The sequence below is a fragment of the Sunxiuqinia sp. sy24 genome (genome assembly GCF_052677165.1).
This window is the reverse complement of record NZ_JBQYLH010000003.1, coordinates 104,261-123,573: the sequence shown is the minus strand read 5'-3', so window position 1 is coordinate 123,573 and position 19,313 is coordinate 104,261. Positions and strand designations below refer to the sequence as shown.

At 43.1% G+C, this 19,313-nt stretch carries 14 protein-coding genes; 7 read left to right on the top strand and 7 right to left on the bottom strand.

From position 1 onward, the window contains the following. The first annotated feature begins 180 nt into the window (after nucleotides 1–180). On the top strand, nucleotides 181–1,593 hold the full coding sequence (locus ACUNWA_RS04170) for a PQQ-dependent sugar dehydrogenase (protein ID WP_445590623.1): 1,413 nt from the start codon (nucleotides 181–183) through the stop codon (nucleotides 1,591–1,593). A gap of 84 nt (nucleotides 1,594–1,677) precedes the next feature. On the opposite strand, the gene ACUNWA_RS04165 is transcribed toward ACUNWA_RS04170, so the two are convergent. Continuing rightward, nucleotides 1,678–3,009, bottom strand: coding sequence for an ammonium transporter (locus tag ACUNWA_RS04165; RefSeq protein ID WP_445590622.1), 1,332 nt, complete (start codon nucleotides 3,007–3,009; stop codon nucleotides 1,678–1,680). A 338-nt stretch (nucleotides 3,010–3,347) separates the two neighbouring features. Here ACUNWA_RS04165 and ACUNWA_RS04160 point away from each other — a divergent pair, with 338 nt between their 5' ends. Continuing rightward, a complete protein-coding gene (locus ACUNWA_RS04160) occupies nucleotides 3,348–3,815 on the top strand; it encodes an Lrp/AsnC family transcriptional regulator (RefSeq protein WP_445590621.1) in 468 nt (155 codons plus the stop codon). Here the strand turns inward: ACUNWA_RS04160 and rlmB are convergent. Both rlmB and ACUNWA_RS04150 read right to left on the bottom strand, forming a co-directional pair. Beyond that, nucleotides 3,806–4,564 (bottom strand): 23S rRNA (guanosine(2251)-2'-O)-methyltransferase RlmB, encoded by a 759-nt coding sequence (rlmB, locus tag ACUNWA_RS04155; RefSeq protein ID WP_445590620.1) that lies wholly within the window; start codon nucleotides 4,562–4,564, stop codon nucleotides 3,806–3,808. The genes ACUNWA_RS04160 and rlmB overlap by 10 nt on opposite strands. 2 nt (nucleotides 4,565–4,566) lie before the next feature. After that, the gene (locus ACUNWA_RS04150; protein ID WP_445590619.1) at nucleotides 4,567–6,516 is read right to left on the bottom strand and encodes an ABC-F family ATP-binding cassette domain-containing protein; all 1,950 of its coding nucleotides are present in this window, start codon (nucleotides 6,514–6,516) and stop codon (nucleotides 4,567–4,569) included. Nucleotides 6,517–6,766: 250 nt separating this feature from the next. Here ACUNWA_RS04150 and rlmD point away from each other — a divergent pair, with 250 nt between their 5' ends. Next, nucleotides 6,767–8,176 carry a 23S rRNA (uracil(1939)-C(5))-methyltransferase RlmD gene (gene rlmD / locus ACUNWA_RS04145; protein WP_445590618.1) on the top strand — a complete coding sequence of 470 codons (1,410 nt, stop codon included), beginning with the start codon at nucleotides 6,767–6,769 and terminating at the stop codon, nucleotides 8,174–8,176. A gap of 49 nt (nucleotides 8,177–8,225) precedes the next feature. Then, nucleotides 8,226–8,993 carry a peroxide stress protein YaaA gene (yaaA, locus tag ACUNWA_RS04140; RefSeq protein ID WP_445590617.1) on the top strand — a complete coding sequence of 256 codons (768 nt, stop codon included), beginning with the start codon at nucleotides 8,226–8,228 and terminating at the stop codon, nucleotides 8,991–8,993. 48 nt (nucleotides 8,994–9,041) lie between these two features. Here the strand turns inward: yaaA and rfaD are convergent, their stop codons facing one another. Continuing rightward, nucleotides 9,042–10,007 carry an ADP-glyceromanno-heptose 6-epimerase gene (rfaD, locus tag ACUNWA_RS04135; protein WP_445590616.1) on the bottom strand — a complete coding sequence of 322 codons (966 nt, stop codon included), beginning with the start codon at nucleotides 10,005–10,007 and terminating at the stop codon, nucleotides 9,042–9,044. 298 nt (nucleotides 10,008–10,305) lie between these two features. Here rfaD and folE point away from each other — a divergent pair, with 298 nt between their 5' ends. From folE to ACUNWA_RS04120, 3 genes are all read left to right on the top strand, one after another. After that, nucleotides 10,306–10,929, top strand: coding sequence for a GTP cyclohydrolase I FolE (gene folE / locus ACUNWA_RS04130; protein WP_445590615.1), 624 nt, complete (start codon nucleotides 10,306–10,308; stop codon nucleotides 10,927–10,929). Nucleotides 10,930–11,179: 250 nt separating this feature from the next. Then, complete coding sequence (locus ACUNWA_RS04125; RefSeq protein ID WP_445590614.1) at nucleotides 11,180–12,010, top strand: hypothetical protein; 831 nt, start codon at nucleotides 11,180–11,182, stop codon at nucleotides 12,008–12,010. Nucleotides 12,011–12,104: 94 nt separating this feature from the next. Then, nucleotides 12,105–15,263, top strand: a complete 3,159-nt coding sequence (locus tag ACUNWA_RS04120; protein WP_445590613.1) for an ATP-binding cassette domain-containing protein — start codon at nucleotides 12,105–12,107, stop codon at nucleotides 15,261–15,263. 211 nt (nucleotides 15,264–15,474) lie between these two features. Here the strand turns inward: ACUNWA_RS04120 and ACUNWA_RS04115 are convergent, their stop codons facing one another. The 3 genes from ACUNWA_RS04115 to ACUNWA_RS04105 form a co-directional block, all read right to left on the bottom strand. Further along, on the bottom strand, nucleotides 15,475–16,572 hold the full coding sequence (locus ACUNWA_RS04115; RefSeq protein WP_445590612.1) for an MBL fold metallo-hydrolase: 1,098 nt from the start codon (nucleotides 16,570–16,572) through the stop codon (nucleotides 15,475–15,477). 96 nt (nucleotides 16,573–16,668) lie between these two features. Next, nucleotides 16,669–17,529 carry a sigma-70 family RNA polymerase sigma factor gene (locus ACUNWA_RS04110; protein WP_159519064.1) on the bottom strand — a complete coding sequence of 287 codons (861 nt, stop codon included), beginning with the start codon at nucleotides 17,527–17,529 and terminating at the stop codon, nucleotides 16,669–16,671. A gap of 115 nt (nucleotides 17,530–17,644) precedes the next feature. Further along, entirely contained in the window at nucleotides 17,645–19,090 is a 1,446-nt protein-coding gene (locus tag ACUNWA_RS04105) for a Do family serine endopeptidase (protein WP_445590611.1), read from the bottom strand. Nucleotides 19,091–19,313 lie beyond the last annotated feature (223 nt).

Here is a 19,313-nt window from a genome sequence, read left to right as displayed (position 1 = left end):
GTGTTTGGTTCTTTATAGATTAAAGAAGCTATTCTAAACCAGTATTGTATTGCCAGATACTGGCCTTACAGCAACTTGCTGGGATTAATTTCTATTAAATAGTTCAGAAAATTGCGACAAAAGCGCTAACTTTTTAGTTCAACTTTTGTTGGGATGAATGAAGACTTAAAGCTTTTAAAGATGAATCTAAATTTAACCAAGCTCCCTGGCGCATTGGTTGCTTTGCTTTTTCTGCTTGGAAGTTGCTCAGTTGGCAACGGGCAGCATAGCGAACAGCAAATGAAGCAGGCGGCTGACAACTATCAGAATTATTGTGCCGGATGTCACGGCAATCAGCTTGAAAAATTTGAAGATAAGGAATGGATGTATGGTGAAGACAATGCCGCCATCATTCACAGCATTACTTTTGGACAGGAAGAAATGGGAATGCCGGCTTTTGAAGCAACTTTCTCCACTGACGAAATTTCGGCACTGGCTGAATACGTAAAAGCCGGTATTCCGGAAGATAAAGGCACACTAAAGCCAGCTCTTTCCGGCAATCAAGTGGTCAAGTCCGAAGTGCAAAACTTTCTGGTTGATACGGTGGTGTCGGGTTTAGCTGTTCCCTGGGGGCTTGAGTTTCTCCCCAATGGTGATCTGCTGATTGCTGAGCGTTCGGCTAAGCTTTATCGCTATTCCAATTACGAGTTGCAGGAAATATCGGGTTTGCCCGAAATTATGGTGAAAGGCCAGGGTGGGCTGATGGATTTGGAATTGCACCCCAACTATGAAGAAAATGGCTGGCTGTACATTTCTTATTCAGGGTACGGAGACAAGACCAAAGACGAAGGCTGCACCAATGTGATGCGTGCCCGGCTCAACGGTAATCAGCTGGTCGATCAGGAAGTTATTTTTGACGGAGCACCTGATTCGAATAAGGGACATCACTGGGGCTGTAAGCTGGAGTTTGATAAAGAGGGGGATCTTTTCTTTGGGATAGGCGACCGTGGTAACCGCGATGTCAATCCGCAGAGCTTGAGCAATCATAGTGGTAAAATTCATCGAATTCATGATGATGGGTCAATTCCGGAAGATAACCCGTTTATCGATACGCCAAGAGCAATGCCAAGCATCTATTCATATGGGCACCGCAATCCGCAAGGAACTTGTATGAACCCCGAAACCGGCGAGATTTGGGAGACAGAGCATGGTCCTCGTGGCGGCGATGAATTGAACTTGATTAAGCCCGGGCTTAATTATGGTTGGCCTGTTATTTCCTATGGCATTAATTACGATGGAACGACCTTTACTGAACTTACGGAGAAAGAAGGCATGGAGCAGCCGGTCACTTATTGGGTACCCTCCATTGCTCCCTGCGGGACTACCTTTGTGAAAGGAGATCGATACGAAAATTGGAAAAATAATATCCTTGTTGGCTCTCTGCGCTTTATGTATGTTGAGCGGGTGGTAATGGAAGATGGTAAGGTCATTCACCAGGAAAAATTGCTGGAAGGAATTGGCCGTGTACGTAATGTGGAGATGAGTCCGGATGGCTATGTGTATTTAGCGATTGAAAATCCAGGTAAGATAGTCCGACTGATTCCTGTGCCCTAATTTGAAAACAATTTTTACTAAGATAAAACAACAAAAAACTCCCAGCGCCGGGAGTTTTTTGTTGTTAAGAGAGAGAACAGTTTGTTAGAAAGATTTTTCGCTTTTGTATTCAAAATCGTAGGATTCGTTGTGTTGGCTCAGGTCTAACCCTATTTTCTCAGACTGAGGAGAAACCCGCAGTGGAACAATCATGTCGGTAATCTTATACAGCAGGTAGGAGCCTCCAAAGGTGAAAACCCCCACGATAAGCAAGGTGAGTAGATGATACAGGAAAGTGGTCGTCTCGCCATAAATTAGGCCTACTTCCTGGGCAAAAACAGCAGTGAGCAGCATCCCGACAATTCCCCCCATGCCATGCGCTGGAAAAACATCCAAGGTATCATCCAGTCGGGTTTTCGAGCGAAGTTCAATAGCGTAGTTGCTGACTAATGCGGCTACAACACCAATGAAAATACTGGCGCCAACATTGACCAAGCCGGCAGCTGGCGTAATGGCAACCAGTCCAACAACCAGTCCGATAGCGGCTCCCATGCCACTGGGCTTTTTGCCTTTTGCCATGTCGAAAAATAGATAGGCTAACATGGCGGCGGCCGATGCCGTGTTGGTGTTCATCAGGGCCAGTGCTGCTATGGAATTGGCTCCCAGAGCAGAGCCGGCGTTGAAGCCAAACCAGCCAAACCACAACATGCCTGCGCCCAACAGCACGAAGGGAATGTTGGCCGGTTTGAATTCTTTTGAAAAATCTTTTCGTTTGCCAAGGAACAGAGCTCCGGCCAAGGCGGCAAATCCAGCCGACATGTGAACCACGGTACCTCCGGCAAAATCGAGGACGCCCCAGTTGCGCAGAAAACCGTTGGGGTGCCAGGTCCAGTGTGCCAAAGGAGCATAAATAAACAAGGTGAACAAAACCATGAACAGCATATAGGCTCGAAAGCGAACCCGGCCGGCAAAGGACCCGGTTATAAGAGCGGGAGTGATAATGGCAAATTTCAGCTGAAACATGGCGAATAAAGCTAGTGGAAAGGTAGGAGCCAAATCAGGATGGGTCGCTCCACTTACGCCTTTAAACATGAAGAAGGTCATGGGATTGCCTACTAATCCGAATCCATCGGGACCAACACTTTCACCAAAAGCCAGGCTGAAACCTACAATAACCCATAATACGCTAATCAAGCCCATGGCGATGTAACTTTGTAGCATGGTCGATAGAATGTTTCGGGGTTGAACCATCCCCCCGTAAAAGAAGGCAAGGCCGGGAGTCATTAAAAGGACCAGTGCTGTAGCCGTTAACATCCAGGCCACATCTCCGGAGTTGATATTGGGGTCATCCAATCCGCCAAATCCACTGGGGTAGAATACCCCTGCGAAAGCTAATAGGATTAATAATAAGAGCATCAAAAGCCAACTGAGTTTCATGTTTTTCATTTTATCTTTAGTGTTAAGTTTTACGTTCAATTGTGTGCCTAATTAGACCAAATTGGTGATGATTATTGTCAATGTGGTCTCTGTTGTGCGACAAAGATAGCAAAAGGATATTAACTACATGGTGTGTGCATCATAGTGATATCTCATGTGTGCCCTGTTTTGTTTTTGTCTGTTGCTGAAGTTTCTGGCCTGTAGGTTTTTATGGGCATAGCTGAAGCGAAACCTGAAAAATCTATATTTTCATATTGAAAGATTCGGTACTCGTAATTTAACTATCTGCTAAAATTTGCCTACTTTTGGATGCAATAATTTAAGTCAGAAGATAAAATATGACACTACGAAACAACTTGGACCAGATTGACTTACATATTCTGGACATTATAACAAAGAATGCACGGATTCCTTTTAAGGATGTTGCTGCAGATGTTGGTATTTCGAGGGCTGCCGTTCATCAGCGGGTGAACCGGATGATTGAAATGAAAGTAATAACGGGTTCGGGCTATCACATCGATCCTAAGAAGGTGGATTACACGACCTGCACCTATGTTGGCGTGTTCCTAGAAAAAGGTGGCTTTTACGAAGATGTAGCCAAGCAGCTAAAGGAGATTTCAGAGATCGTCGAGTGCCATTATACCACAGGGCAATACGCTATTTTTGTAAAAGTGTATGCCCGTGATAATGAGCACTTAAAAGAGATCTTAAGTGATAAGGTCCAGAAAATTTCCGGAATATCAAGTACGGAAACCTTTATTTCGCTGGAAGAAACCTTCAAGCGTCAGGTTCCAATTCACGAATGATGAAGCCGTTGTCTGACTGCTTCATAAACCAATAGGCCGGCTGCAACGGATACATTTAACGATTCAATTTTTCCAAGAATCGGAATTTGAACCTGCGCGTCGGCTAAATTCAAGATTTGTTTTTCAATACCTCTTTCTTCCGATCCCATCACAATGGCTGTTGGCCCGGTAAGATCTTCTTCAGTATAGTTATCCGAAGATTTTTCAGTGGCGGCAGCAATTTTTAAGCCAGATTCCTTCAGGAAAACAATACTTCGTTTCAGGTCTTTTGTTCGGCAAATAGGAACAAGATGTAAGGCACCAGCCGAAGTTTTTACGGCATCAGCATTGATACGTGCGGCTCCTTTTTCTGGAATCATAATAGCGTCAACTCCGGCACATTCAGCCGTACGGACGATGGCTCCGAAGTTACGCACATCAGTTACCTGGTCCAGCACAAGGATGAGCGGGTTTTTGCCGGCTTCAAACAGTCCGGGCAGAAAGTTCTCCACATCATAAAAAGTAACTGGTGAAATGAAGGCAAGCACGCCCTGGTGGTTTTTACGGGTGATGCGGTTTATTTTTTCCAGCGGAACATATTGAAACGGAACTTGGTGTTCCCTGATTTTTTCGAAAAGTTCCTTAAACAGATCTCCACCCAATCCTTTTTTGATCAGTATTTTTTCAACTTCTTTCCCGGAATCAATGGCTTCAATGACGGCACGGATGCCAAAAATAAAATCGTCGGTATTTTTTTGTGGTTGGTTCATGCTTACCATGTTTTTTGTAATTTCAAAGATTCATATTCTTCCAGGTTGGCTTCCCAATCATGCATCACTTGCTCGAGCCTGGCTTTTAACTGATCGTATTGTTCAAAAATGTTGGAATCATTGATGGCTCCTGGTTTTGTCATTTTCTTATCAAGCTCTTCAATTTTGTTTTCCAATTCGGTAATGGTCTCTTCGGCCAGCGCTGTTTGTTTCTCCAGCCGACTAATATTTTTGTTGATCTCCTTGCGTTCTTCGTAGCTCAGTTTGTTTTCAACTTGCTGAGGTCTTTCTTTTTTTTCGGAGACCTGATTCCCTTGGTTTTTACGCTCCAGTTCTTTCATAGAATCCATTTTTTTTCGGCGCAAAAACTCATAAATACCACCCAAGTGTTGCTTGATCTTTCGGTCTTTGAATTCATAAATGCAATTCACCAATCCATCCAGGAATTCACGGTCGTGCGATACGATCAATACTGTTCCTTCATAGCTGGCTAGGGCCTGTTTCAGCATCTCTTTTGAGCGGATGTCTAAGTGGTTAGTTGGTTCATCCATAACCAGAAAATTCACGGGTTCCAGCATCAGCCGGATCATTGCCAGCCGTGAGCGTTCACCTCCGGAAAGCACCTTTACTTTTTTATCTACATCTTCGCCCGAAAACATAAAGGCGCCAAGGATATCCCTGATTTTAGTTCGTACGTCACCTACAGCAATCTGGTCAATGGTTTCGAGCACGGATAGCTTTTCATCCAGCCGCTGTGCCTGGTCTTGCGCAAAATAGCCAATCTTAACATTGTGCCCAATTTTTAAGGTCCCATGGTGTTCGAGCTCATTTAGGATGATGCGAGCCAGCGTTGTTTTTCCTTCACCATTTTTGCCTACAAAGGCTACTTTTTCGCCCCGTTCAATCATCAAATGGATGTCGTCAAGCACGAGTAGATCACCATATTTTTTAGTCAGGTGTTTGCAGTCAGCGACAATGGTTCCTGAGCGTTCCGGTGGTTGAAAGCGAATATTCAATCGCGAGTTGTCTTCTTCTTCAATTTCAATCCGGTCCATCTTGTCGAGCATTTTTGATCGCGATTGTACCTGCACGGCTTTGGTGGCTTTGTAGCGAAAACGGTCAATAAATTTTTCGGTTTCTTCAATCAGTTTTTGTTGATTTTTATAGGCCGCCAGCTGTGTCTCGCGGTTTTCTTGTCTCAGAACAAGGTAGCGCGAGTAGTTGGCTTTATAATCGTATATTTTGCCTAACGAAATCTCGATAGTTCGGTTGGTTACTGCATCTAAAAAGGCTCGGTCGTGCGAGACTAAAACCACGGCTCCGGAATATGTTTTCAGAAAGTCTTCCAACCATTGGATCGATTCAATATCGAGGTGGTTGGTCGGCTCATCCAGCAGAAAAACATCCGGCTTTTTTAGCAGAATCTTGGCTAATTCAATTCGCATCCGCCAGCCCCCGCTGAACTCCGATGTCGCTCGTGTAAAATCACTGCGTTTGAATCCCAAGCCGAGGAGTGTTTGTTCAATTTCAGCTTCTAAATTAACGCCACCCACCAAATGGTAACGATCATTCAGTTCAGTTACCTGTGTAATCAGGTGCATGTACTCGTCTGATTCGTAATCTTCACGTGTGGAGATCTGGTGGTTGATGTGGTCAATTTGGTCCTTGATCTGTAGAATTTCATCAAAGGCTTTTTTTGCTTCATCAAAAACGGAATGCTCGTCAGCAACCTTCATGTGCTGAGGTAAATAACCAACGCGAGTATCTTTGGGAACAACAACCGACCCTTCACTAGGCGGTTGATGCCCGGCAATAATTTTTAATAAGGTAGACTTTCCGGCTCCGTTTTTTCCTGCCAGACCTATCCGGTCCTTAGGGGTAATTAAAAACGAAATCTTCTTTAGAAGCTCAAATCCTCCAAAACTAACAACTAACTGATCAACTGAAATCATAATAATTCAAAAATTGAAGTGCAAAGATAAGACAATCCAGCTGAAATTTTCGGTTTATTCGATCTAGAGTGCTTTAGTGGTTATTTTATTACCGACTTTGTAGTGAGCCTGTATCTAATTTTGATTTTAAGAATCCACGTTTATAGGGCGATCGATTGCGGCTTTATCTCGTTTCTTATCAAGTCTACGACGAATCTCACTTCGGGGTATCATTCATTTTTCTATTTTTGCAGAAAATATAGATGATACCATGGGACGAAACCGCAGAAATAAGCCTTTTTATGAGCAAGTTACGATAACCGACATTGGTGCTGAAGGGAAAGCTATTGCACGTGTAAATGAGAAGGTTGTTTTTACAACTCACGTTATTCCGGGCGATGTAGTGGACTTGCAGGTGACAAAAAAACGTAAAAGTTATGAAGAGGCCCGGGTTGTGCAGGTGCATGAAAAATCGGCTGACCGCGTAGAAGCCTTTTGTGCTTACTTTGGAATTTGTGGGGGATGTAAATGGCAATTTTTGCCGTATGAGAAGCAACTTTTTTACAAGCAAAAGCAGGTGGCTGACCAGTTACAGCGGTTGGCTCGGGTTGAATTGCCTACTATTTCGCCTATTATGGGGTCGGCAAAAGATACCTTCTACCGGAATAAACTGGAGTTTAGTTTTTCGAATAAGCGGTGGATGACCAAAGAGGAGATGGACTTGGAGGTAGAGCCCGAGAAGATGAATGCGCTGGGTTTTCATATTCCACGCATGTTCGATAAAATTGTTGATGTTGAAAAATGCTGGTTACAGCCAGATCCGTCTAACGCAATCCGGAATTTTGTCCGGTCGTATGCCTTGGAGCATGGATTGGAATTTTTTGATATCCGGAATCAGGAGGGCTTTTTGCGCAATATGATTGTTCGTAGGGCTTCAACGGGCGAAACCATGCTGATTCTTGCGTTTTATCAGGAAGACGTTGAAAAACGCGAAGGTTTGCTAAATGCGATTGCAGCGGAATTTCCGGATTTGGCATCGCTGATGTATGTTATTAACACAAAAGGGAACGATACAATCACGGATCAGGAAATCATTACTTTCCAAGGACGCGATCATATTTTTGAGGACATGGAAGGACTTCGGTTCAAAATAGGGCCGAAAAGTTTTTACCAGACCAACTCTGAGCAGGCTTACGAATTGTATAAGGTAGCCCGCGAATTTGCCGACTTGTCAGGTGATGAAGTAGTGTATGACTTATATACCGGCACCGGAACCATTGCTAACTTTGTGGCATCGAAAGCTCAAAAAGTGGTGGGTGTGGAGTATGTTCCTGAGGCCATTGAAGATGCTAAAATCAACTCAGAAATAAACGGTATTGATAATACCAGTTTTTATGCCGGAGATATGAAAGCCGTGTTGAATGAGGCATTTATTGCCGAAAATGGACAACCGGAAGTGATTATTACCGACCCGCCAAGAGCTGGAATGCACGAAGATGTAGTTAAAACTATCTTGAATGTGGCTCCCCGTAAAATCGTTTATGTGAGCTGTAATCCCGCATCGCAAGCGCGTGATCTGGCTATTTTGGATGAAAAATACCGGGTTGTGAAAATTCAGCCGGTGGATATGTTTCCACATACACACCATGTGGAAAATGTGGTTTTGCTTGAGCTGAAGTAGTTAAACATTTTGATTTTTGGCTTGTTTTAAATGCACAAAAACTGAAATTATGCTCTTACTTATTTCACCAGCCAAATCATTGGACTTTGAGTCAAAGCCGGTTACCGAAAAATATTCACAACCGGCTTTTTTGAAAGAAGCCAGACTGATTAATAAGGAACTGAAGAAACTTTCCCCCGGAGACTTATCTCAGTTGATGGGGATTTCGGATAAGTTGGGTGAGCTTAACTTTGAGCGCAACCAAACATGGAAAACTCCTTTCACGCCGGCGAATGCCAAACAGGCTGTTTTGGCGTTTACCGGCGATGTTTATCAGGGATTGGATGCCTGCCATTTTTCAGAACGGGATTTTGAAGTGGCCCAGGAGAAAATTCGCATTCTATCGGGGCTTTATGGTGTGCTGAAACCTTTGGACTTGATTCAGCCTTACCGGCTGGAAATGGGTACGAAGTTTGGAGTAGAGGGCGAAGCAAACTTATACAAATTTTGGCAGGATAAAGTAAGCAAGGCTATTAATGAAGATCTGCAAAACAATAGTGGGGTGCTGGTGAATCTGGCTTCAAATGAATATTTCAAAGCAGTTGATTCGAAAAAAATAGAAGGGGAGATTATTAGCCCGGCATTCAAAGATTTAAAGAACGGGAAGTATAAGATTATTTCATTCTACGCTAAAAAAGCCCGTGGGTTAATGAGTCGCTTCATCGTGCAGAATAACCTTTCCAATCCGGAAGATTTGAAAGCGTTCGACCTGGATGGCTACTATTTCAACAACGAACTTTCTAAAGGGAAAAACTGGGTTTTTACCCGCGATCACTAAGCGTGAAACCGTTTGTCGTAGCGGAGATTTATCAGGATTGAAGCTTGCTCAATAGCAGAACTCCGCCGTTAGAAAAGAGCTGATGTAATCCTGAATGGCGTCTTCCAAAGAGAAGAATGGCTTGCTGTAGCCGGATTTTCTGAGTTTATCGATTTTGGCACAAGTATAATATTGGTAGTTGTCCCGGATATCTGCAGGGGTATCCACAAAGTTGATGTTCTCTTTGATATTCATGACCCGAAACACGGCTTTTGTCAAGTCGAGGTAACTGCGGGCTACACCAGTACCTACATTGTAAACTCCTGAAAGCGTCTGGTTTTTCATGAAGTGCAGAATGACTTGGGCCACATCTTCCACATAAATAAAATCACGGGCCTGTTCTCCATTTTTGTATTCCGGATGATGCGACCTGAAAAGAGTCATTGCCTGGGTCTCGTTTATGCGCTGAAATGCTTGATACACGACTGATGCCATGCGTCCTTTATGGTATTCGTTTGGCCCAAATACGTTGAAGAATTTCAGTCCTACCCAAAAGGAGGGGGTCTGCTCTTGTTGCAACGCCCATAAATCAAAGTCGTGCTTGGATTGAGCATAGTAATTCAAGGGCTTAAAGTGGCTGGTCAGACTGTGATTATCATCAAAGCCAAATTGACCATCACCATATGTTGAAGCCGATGAAGCATAGATTAGCGGCAAGCCAAATCGGATGCAACTGTTCCAAATTCGTTTGGAGTAGTCGAAATTGAGTTGCTGGTAAATTTCAGGATCCCGACCAATGGTGTCGGTGCGGGCTCCCAGATGGATAATGCATTGCACTCGCTGATGGTTGTCGTTGAGCCACTCGAAAAAATCATCCCGGTCAACCAATTTAGTATAGGTTTTCGAAATGTAGTTTGAGATTTTCAGCGGGTCAGTATATCTGTCGACTAGTATTAGGTCGCGAAATCCTTCCAGATTAAGCTTTCCAGCTATGTAACTTCCAATAAATCCTGCAGCTCCGGTAACAACAATCATAGGGACAGATTTAGCAACCATTCGGTTTTTAATAAGCCAAACTTATAAAATGTTAAAATATTGTCAAATCATCACAAAAATATTTTCATTCGCCGAATGAAAGGCTTTGTTGGGCTTAAAAGTACGCATTTATCTCCTAACTGAATCGCCATTATCATTCATTACAGGGGTGTAAATGGAGCTGATGGCAAGCATTTGACTTGTTTGTCAAAAGATAGCAGGCTGTTTTTGAGATAAGTTTATACTTTTGTCTTATGAATTGTGACAGGTTTTCGACCTGTTTCGAGTAATTTTTGAAATGGAAGAATCATTTAACGGAAAAAGAAGCGGCTACCAGCGCATTGAGAAATTTGACAGACCCAGTACCGAGAAAATTAGAGATCACTACCGCGAAATTCTTGGCTTGTTGGGAGAGGATGTTAGTCGGGAAGGCTTGGAGAAGACTCCTTTGCGGGTAGCCAAAGCGATGCAGTTTTTGTTGCAAGGTTACGAGCAAGACCCGGAGGCCATGCTGAGGTCGGCTATGTTTAAAGAAGATTACAAGCAGATGGTCATTGTGAAAGACATTGAAATTTATTCGATGTGTGAGCATCACATGTTGCCTTTTATTGGCAAGGCTCATGTGGGGTATATTCCTAATGGCTACATTACGGGGCTGAGTAAAATAGCTCGTGTCGTTGATGCGTTTTCACGCCGGTTGCAGGTGCAGGAACGCTTAACCTTACAAATTAAGGAGTGTATTCAGGAGACACTGAATCCCCTTGGGGTTGCTGTGGTTATTGAGGCTCAGCATCTGTGCATGCAAATGCGAGGGATTCAGAAGCAGCATTCGATAACTACAACTTCTGATTTTACTGGTGCGTTTGAACGGGTAGCTACGCGCGAAGAATTTATTAAGCTGATAAGTTCTAGACTGTCGTAAATTCTTGTTTGCTATGCTCCATGTCGTGTCTGGTGTTGAAAGCTCCATTTGACGCATCATTTGACAAGTGGTAAATTCTGGTGCGCGATAAATTAATTAACTGAAAAATCATTTCCAATTCATACAACTACGAGCAATTTTATATTATTTTAGCTTAAAATTTCACCAGTTGCTCTACCTGACCGTTGTGGAATGCAGACAAGCTGGCTTTCAGGATGAAAAAAATAACGTATAATTAAAAACCATAAACATGAGAAAAACAAGAACATACAAATTCGTTTCTTTCGCTATCTTTTCAGGGCTGATTGTCTTTGGATTTAGCTCGTGTACCGGCAACAAAAAGGAAAAAAAGACAGATCCTAAGTTTGTTGAGGAGACGATTAAAGAAGAAATTGAAGAGTATTCATACCCTATAGCTTCAGCTTTCGATGTAGCCAACATGCTGAATGAAATTGAAGCCAGCTACATTGTTGGAATTTCCAGCGATGCAGAAAAAGCACCAAGCTATTTTTCAGAAAAAGAACGGGCTATCAATTTAGGAATTTACACCGCTGATTTGGCTTATGCAACAACATACAATCAAAAAACAGATGTTCAGGATTACTTTAAAGCCAGTGAGATTTTAGTGCGTGAGTTGGACTTAACTTCCGCTTTTAATGAAAATCTGGCCGACAATATTGAAGCCAATTTGGATAATAAAGATCAGTTGGTTGACATTATTACGGGAATGTTTCAGAATGCTTATTCCTACCTGAATCAACAAGGGAGAACAGAAGTTTCTTACCTGGTTCTTTCAGGAACAGTAATCGAAGGCTTGTATTTAACCACGCATATTTCTGAAAATACTTTTCAGAATCCAAAGTTGATTGAAGCTATCCTGTTTCAAAAAGAGCCTTTGATGAAATTGGAAAACATGATGAAGACTTATAAAGATTCGGAATTGTTGAGCGATGTTTATGCCGACATTGTCAGTATCAATGCCATTTATGCTTTAGAGGAAGGAACAACATCGATGACTAAAGAGCAAGTTGTTAAGTTGACTGATTTGCTAACCTCTATAAGAACGAAGTTTGTACAGTAGCACTTTTTACTCATAAAAAATACAAAACGGGTTTTTGTTGTTCCTCCATTAAATTAGGAATGCAGAAATCCGTTTTTTCATAAATTACGGGCTTATGTATGAAGGGATTATTGAAACACTGATCAGGTTGTTTGCAATTATTACGGACTACCACGATGAAGAGTCTAAGCAGAATTCGTCGGATTTGGTCGGGTCGTTTCTTCATGAGAATTTTAATCGCGAATTGGTTGAGATATATCATAAGCATTATCTCGAGTTCGTTGAGCATTACCATATTACCAACCGCGACATTCTGTATGAGAAGCACGGCAGCGGCCAGAAATTTATCAATAAGGGCTATCTCAATCAGATTTGTGACGATATCGTAGGGCAGTTTGATTTGGGAACCCGGTTTATGATTGTTGCCCAGCTGTTGAACTTCATTAAAAAGGAAGATGGGTTTACACTCGATGATTTGAAAACCGTAAACCTGGTTTCCCGCGGGCTAAAAATTAATGCCAAGGAATATGATAGCCTCTATCGTTTTCATCTTTATTCCATCCAGAAAGTCAAGGATAAATCCAGCCTTTTTGTGGTTAATGGAAACGAAGCATATCATGACAAGGAAATAAAACACCTGTATCGGGAGAACCAACAGGTAGAGTTGGAGCTCATCCGCATTGCCAGTATCAATACGCTTTTTTTTAAGTATTGGGGGCCGCGTAACCTTTATATGAACGGGCATCGCTTGATGCAGCACCGTTTGTATGTCTTTCCTCCTGGGGCAATTCTAAAAACTTCACGGATTATTCCTATCTACTATAGCAGTGTGATGACCCGGTTTATTCAGGAGAAGGGTAAGGCCAGAATCGTGCTGAATGTTGAAAATATAGAATACCGTTTCAGTCGAAAAAATTACGGGCTTCACCCCCTGAGTTTTCAGGAAAGATCGGGCGACCTGGTTGGAATTTTGGGCGGAAGTGGAGTAGGAAAGACCACTTTGCTGAATGTGTTGAACGGCAAGCTGAAACCCAATAACGGAACGATAAGCATTAACGGCTACGATTTGCACGATCCTCGCAATGAAGAAATGCTGAAAGGGGTGATTGGTTACGTTCCCCAAGATGACCTGTTGCTGGAAGAACTGACCGTTTATAAGAACCTGGAGTTTAATGCGAGGTTCTGCTTTGGGGATATGACTGAGGAGCAGATTGAGGCGAAGATCGATCAGGCATTAAATGACTTTGACTTGGTTGAAGCACGTGACTTGGTGGTGGGAAGTCCGCTAAAGAAAATATTGAGCGGCGGACAGCGTAAGCGTTTGAATATTGCCCTTGAGCTAATGCGTGAACCTGCTATTTTGTTTGTTGACGAACCCACATCGGGCTTATCGTCAGCCGACTCGGAGAAGGTGATGTTTTTGCTTAAAAAGCAATGCTTGAAAGGGCGTTTGGTGTTTGCTAACATTCACCAGCCTTCGAGTGATATTTACAAGTTGTTCGATCGGATGATTGTCATGGACAAAGGCGGGCGTGTTGTTTTTTTTGGAAATCCGATGGATGCCATTACTTATTTTAAGAATCAGGCTAGTTACATCAATCCCGACGAAAGCGAATGTTTAAGTTGTGGTAATGTAAAAACCGAGCAGCCTTTGCGCATCATTGAAACCCGTATGGTAAATCCGTTTGGGAAAAGTATTCGGCGTCGTAAAATATCGCCCGAAGATTGGTATGAGCGCTATAAGAAACATGTTGAACCCCGCGTGATTGATTTTATGAAAACCAACCCGGCGGAGAAGGAAGTTTTTCCCGATGTGCATTTTAAAATACCGGATTGGTTTAAACAGTTGAAGCTCTTTGTTAAGCGTGATTTTGAGACCAAGCGATCGAACAAACAATACTTGGCAATTGCCTTGCTGGAGGCTCCTATATTGGCTTTAATTCTTGGTTTCTTCTCTAAGTTTTCAGCCGATGAAACATACTGGCTGAGCAATAACGATAACCTGCCTGCCTTCTTATTTATGAGTGTGGTGGTGGCTTTATTTATTGGCTTAAGCATTAGTGCCGAAGAGATCTTTAAAGATCGACGGATTCTCAAACGGGAAGAGTTTCTAAATTTAAGTCGTGGCGCATATATTTCGTCTAAAATATTAATGTTGTTTCTCATATCGGCTATTCAGGTGCTTTCCTTTGTCCTAATTGGTCATTATATGCTTGAAATTCGCGACCTCACCTTCTCTAACTGGGCCATCTTGTTTTCGACAGCCTGCTTTGCTAATTTATTAGGCTTGAACCTGTCGGCAGGCTTGAATTCGGCTGTGGCTATCTATATTCTAATACCATTGATGTTGGTTCCGCAGTTATTGCTTAGTGGGGTGATCATCGATTTTAACAAGATGCATGCATCCCTGAGTAGCTATGATAGGACACCTTTGATTGGAGATGTTATGGTTTCCCGGTGGTCTTATGAGGCATTGGCAGTCAATCAATTCGAAAATAATGCTTATCGCGAAGTCCTTTTCTGCGAGGAACAGGAAAAGAATGATTTGGGATTTAAAGCCTTTTACTGGGTCCCCGAGGTTGACAAATACCTGGAAGCCTATCAGCTACTGGCTAAGGCGAATAAGCTCGAAGATGCTTCGAAATTGGTGCCCGTGCTTAAAAATTCCTTTGGCGATTTATTGGAAGTTATCGAACCGCAAAATGATTCGGTGCGATTGGCCTATGCCGCACTTGGTGGTGCCGACTTTAACCTGAACTTTGCGAGACTGTTGGGCAATTATCTGCATCTTTCGCAAGAAAGCTATAAGCACGACTATGGCGAAAAATCGAGGGCTCTGGAGCAGAAATATGAGGAATTAGGCAATCGGTTTGGGGGAGATAAAGATAAGTTGAATGCTTTCAGAAAGCGCTACGCCAATAAGAAGCTGGAGGCTTTGGTACGCGATAAATACAGTACCTATAAAACCTACTTGTTTAATGACCGCATTTATCAAGGTGATGAACCAATATTCAGGAAGCCGGTACACGATAATGGTGCGGCCCATTTTTATGCCTCCTATAAGTTAATCGGAAACTGGCGGATTGACACCATCCTGTTTAATATTGGGGTGATGTGGCTTTTTACTTTTGTGCTGATGATAGCCCTTTACTTTGATGTGCTGCATAAAGCGCTGACCTATGTCGAAAACTTGCGATTGGCACGTCAGGCACGTATGCGAGACAATATCTTCTACAATCCAATGGCATTTATGAAAGGCGACCGGAAAAAGTAACGGTAGTTGCTTTTGGTTGTCTGGCGAGCATTGGTTGGCTTCGTGGAGCAGGCTTTAAAAAGTAGGGTAGCGCTTTGCTACCCTGCTTTTTTGCGTTTCTACCCTTGGGTAGCAAAGCGCTCCCCAAGAAGATTGAGATGCTCCCCAAGGGTATGATTGTGAAAACCTGGGGTATGGTTATGCTACCCAATGTTGGGATGGTAGCTTGTGACTATTTTTTCCACCATCTTTCTTGTGGCAGAGAGTGCTTCAGGGGGAAAACTTCTCCAATTTGTGGTGTGGTAATGGCGATGTCCTGATCGTTATCGGCGGCCAGCAGCCGTTCGATGGGTTCGGTCCATGGATGAATGCTCAGCTTGTATTTACCCCAGTGAATGGGTAAAACGGCTTTTGCCTGAAGGTCGGCAGCTGCTTGGAGTGTTTCTTCGGGGAGCATGTGAATGAATGGCCAGTATTGGCTGTATTGACCACATTCCAGCATGGCGATATCAAAAGGGCCATACTTTTCCCCAATGGCTTTAAATCCCGGGTAATAACCAGAGTCGGCTCCAAAAAAAAGACGCTTGTTCGATCCTGAAATGACCCACGAAGCCCATAACGTCGAAAACCGGTTGGTAAGTCCCCGCCCCGAGAAATGACGGGCAGGCGTTGCTGTTAAGCTCACTCGATTGGTCAGTTGAAACGCTTCACCCCAGTCTAATTCCGTAATTCGATCGGGGGAGATTCCCCAGCGTTCGAGGTGAGCGCCGACTCCCACGGCTGTGACAAAAGGTACATTTTTATGTTTCAATTGCTTGATGGTTTGATAATCGAGGTGATCGTAGTGGTCATGAGAAATCAATACCAAATCGACTTGAGGAAGATTTGCAATGGAGTAACTTTCTGAATAGGGAAAAGCTTTGGTTCCCAAAAACTGAAATGGAGAAACACGCTCACTAAACACCGGGTCGGCCAGGATAAGCTGTCCTTCAATTTCGATTAAAAGCGTTGAATGCCCCAGCCAGCAAATCACTACTTCTGAGCTATCCTGACGGAACTTTGATTTTTCAACTGCTTGAGTCTTTAGAGGGCTTTCCGGCACTCGGTTTTCTTTAGTTGAGAGAAACTCTTTCATCAGTTTGAAAATGGGCACATCGTCGATCTGCATTTTTGTTTTCACCGGATTCTGAAACTTTCCATTGGCATAATTCGGAGATTGCTGAATTCGGATCAGGCGTTCTCCTTTGGGGGGCGCTCCAAGGGGGTGATGGAATCGAATAACCAAAAAGGAAAGCATAGCGAGGGAAAGGATCGTGATAGCAATGAACATAGCGATTTTTTTCATGATGCTTATGAAACAACTAGCGCTGCAAAGAGTTTTTTGGGTATAAAAAAACCGCCTCGTGGGGCGGTTTAAAAGAATCTTTTATCCAAGATATGTTTTTAGCAATTTACTTCTGGATGTGTGACGCAATCGACGGATTGCTTTTTCTTTTATCTGGCGCACCCTTTCGCGGGTTAGCCCAAATCTTTCTCCAATTTCTTCCAGGGTCATCTCCTGGCAGCCAATTCCAAAGAACATCCTAATGATGTCACTTTCACGTTCTGTAAGGGTAGCAAGAGCGCGTTCAATTTCACGGGCAAGCGACTCCATCATCAGACTACGGTCTGCATTTGGGGAATCGTTGTTGACCAGCACATCGAGTAAGCTGTTGTCTTCTCCTTCAACAAAAGGAGCGTCAACAGAAATGTGGCGACCGGAAACTCTTAAAGTATCTGCAACCTTTTCAGGAGGCAATTCCAGAGAGTCTGCCAGTTCTTCAGGGGATGGTTTACGTTCGTTCTCTTGTTCGAATTTCGAAAATGCTTTGTTGATTTTATTCAACGAACCTACCTGGTTAAGCGGTAATCGAACAATGCGCGACTGTTCAGCCAAAGCCTGAAGGATAGATTGACGGATCCACCAAACGGCATAGGAAATAAACTTGAACCCGCGAGTTTCGTCAAACTTCTCAGCTGCTTTGATCAGTCCCAGGTTTCCCTCGTTAATTAAGTCGGGAAGGCTTAAGCCTTGGTTTTGGTACTGCTTCGCAACTGAAACTACGAAACGTAAGTTCGCACGGGTCAGCTTTTCCAATGCATGTTGATCGCCTTTTTTAATCCGCTGCGCTAACTCAACTTCCTCTTCAACTGTAATCAGATCCTCCTTGCCAATTTCTTGCAAATACTTGTCAAGTGAAGCACTCTCACGGTTGGTAATCGATTTTGTAATCTTTAATTGTCTCATATACCCTTCTAAAAAAAATCGTGCAAATATAGACTTTTAAGGTCAATAATTCAAACTAATGTCCAGCTTTGACTAAAGCCCTTTTGTTTGTTAATTCTATGTGAATTATGAATGATTAATTCATTCCAAACACAAAGTAGGCCGGCTCTCCGTTAGAATACAATCCTTCGATCAATACTCCTCCTTTTGCCTGACTCACAATGCGTTTAAAATCATTAACCGCCTTGACCTCCTCCTTGTTCACATCTGTGACGATAAAACCTTCCTTCAGGCCAGCATCCTTCAGTTTGCCTTTATCCAAGTCAGTGATTTTAATTCCATGGCTTAAGCGTAGTTGGTATTTCTCGTCTTCAGTCAGTTCATCAAACTTAGCGCCAAGAAAATTATTGTCGCTCGCTTTGATGATTTCTGTATCTCCGTGCATGTTACGGAGGGTCACCGTAAATTGTTTCGGTTTGTTATCTCTTTTTATCAAAACTTTTACCTTGTCTCCTGGCCTGTGTTGACTGACCTGCTCTTGAAGCTGGGCAGTAGAGTTGACACTTACTCCATCAACGCTTAGGATAACGTCTTCATCTTCAATGCCGGCTGCTTCTGCAGCGCTGTTTTCATTAACTTTCCCAATAAAGACGCCTTCTATTTTATCGAGGTCGTATTTTTCAGCCACCTCAGCAGTTACATCGCCTATGTTAACACCAAGTATTGCGCGTTGGACCTGTCCGAATTCTTTCAAGTCACCTACAACCTTTTCAACAATGGAAGCTGGTACGGCAAAAGAATAGCCTGAATAGGATCCGGTTCTGGAGGCGATGGCAGTGTTAATTCCCACCAATTCGCCATTCATATTTACTAAGGCTCCGCCACTATTTCCGGGATTAACGGCTGCATCGGTTTGAATAAAGGCCTCGATACCCATCTCTGCCCGGTTGATACCAATGTTGCGGCTTTTCGCGCTTACAATACCGGCGGTCACTGTCGAGGTTAGATTGAAGGGGTTACCAACTGCCAATACCCATTCGCCTAACTTAAGGGCATCAGAATTCCCGAATTGCAGGAAGGGCAGGTCTTCCTCTTCAACTTTCAGTACGGCAATGTCGGTGGTTGGATCTGCTCCAATTAGTTTGGCCTCAAACTGTCGGTTGTCATTTAGTACAACCTGAATATCATCAGCACCATCAATCACGTGGTTGTTGGTAACGATGTAACCATCATTGCTGAGAATAACGCCTGAGCCAGCCCCTTGTCTGACTTGTGGTTGCCGCTGCTGATAGCGATCCCCATAAAACCACTCATAAAATGGGTTATTATGAAATTGTCTGGCTTCTTGGGTTGAAGTTACTTTTACGTGTACAACAGCGTGTACTGAACTTCCTGCCGCATAAGTCAGGTCAGGAGCTTGCCCTTGCGGAGCAGAAGGTAAACTGGCATATCTTAGGGATTGTTCCTGCGGGACGGTTACAATCTGAGTTTTAGAGAAAAAAGCACTGTATGCCCAAACGGCAATAAAAGCACTGAAAAGTGCGACGAAGAAGGTTAATCCAATTTTCTTATAATCTTTCATGTCTATTTATTTTAAGATTAATAGTCTTTTTGAAATGTGCTAGTTTAACACATAAACGATGCCAGTGTTTTCTCTTTTTTATTTCGTTTGAATTGTTTAACAAGTTTTAACAGCAAGCATCTTATTGAGCGTATTGAATGATAATGTTATTCGGCAGATCTTCGTTGTCGGTCATATCGTCAGTGACTTATTTACTTCTTGTTGAAAAACACACGCTGGGTCG

Coding starts and splice junctions, on each gene's coding strand:
- ACUNWA_RS04105 (WP_445590611.1), bottom strand. CDS start 19,090: ATGAAAGATTATAAGAAAATTGGATTAACCTTCTTCGTCGCACTTTTC.
- ACUNWA_RS04125 (WP_445590614.1), top strand. CDS start 11,180: ATGAGAAAAACAAGAACATACAAATTCGTTTCTTTCGCTATCTTTTCA.
- rfaD (WP_445590616.1), bottom strand. CDS start 10,007: ATGATTGTTGTTACCGGAGCTGCAGGATTTATTGGAAGTTACATAGCT.
- rlmB (WP_445590620.1), bottom strand. CDS start 4,564: ATGAACCAACCACAAAAAAATACCGACGATTTTATTTTTGGCATCCGT.
- folE (WP_445590615.1), top strand. CDS start 10,306: ATGGAAGAATCATTTAACGGAAAAAGAAGCGGCTACCAGCGCATTGAG.
- rlmD (WP_445590618.1), top strand. CDS start 6,767: ATGGGACGAAACCGCAGAAATAAGCCTTTTTATGAGCAAGTTACGATA.
- ACUNWA_RS04120 (WP_445590613.1), top strand. CDS start 12,105: ATGTATGAAGGGATTATTGAAACACTGATCAGGTTGTTTGCAATTATT.
- ACUNWA_RS04110 (WP_159519064.1), bottom strand. CDS start 17,529: ATGAGACAATTAAAGATTACAAAATCGATTACCAACCGTGAGAGTGCT.
- ACUNWA_RS04115 (WP_445590612.1), bottom strand. CDS start 16,572: ATGTTCATTGCTATCACGATCCTTTCCCTCGCTATGCTTTCCTTTTTG.
- ACUNWA_RS04170 (WP_445590623.1), top strand. CDS start 181: ATGAATCTAAATTTAACCAAGCTCCCTGGCGCATTGGTTGCTTTGCTT.
- ACUNWA_RS04160 (WP_445590621.1), top strand. CDS start 3,348: ATGACACTACGAAACAACTTGGACCAGATTGACTTACATATTCTGGAC.
- ACUNWA_RS04165 (WP_445590622.1), bottom strand. CDS start 3,009: ATGAAACTCAGTTGGCTTTTGATGCTCTTATTATTAATCCTATTAGCT.
- ACUNWA_RS04150 (WP_445590619.1), bottom strand. CDS start 6,516: ATGATTTCAGTTGATCAGTTAGTTGTTAGTTTTGGAGGATTTGAGCTT.
- yaaA (WP_445590617.1), top strand. CDS start 8,226: ATGCTCTTACTTATTTCACCAGCCAAATCATTGGACTTTGAGTCAAAG.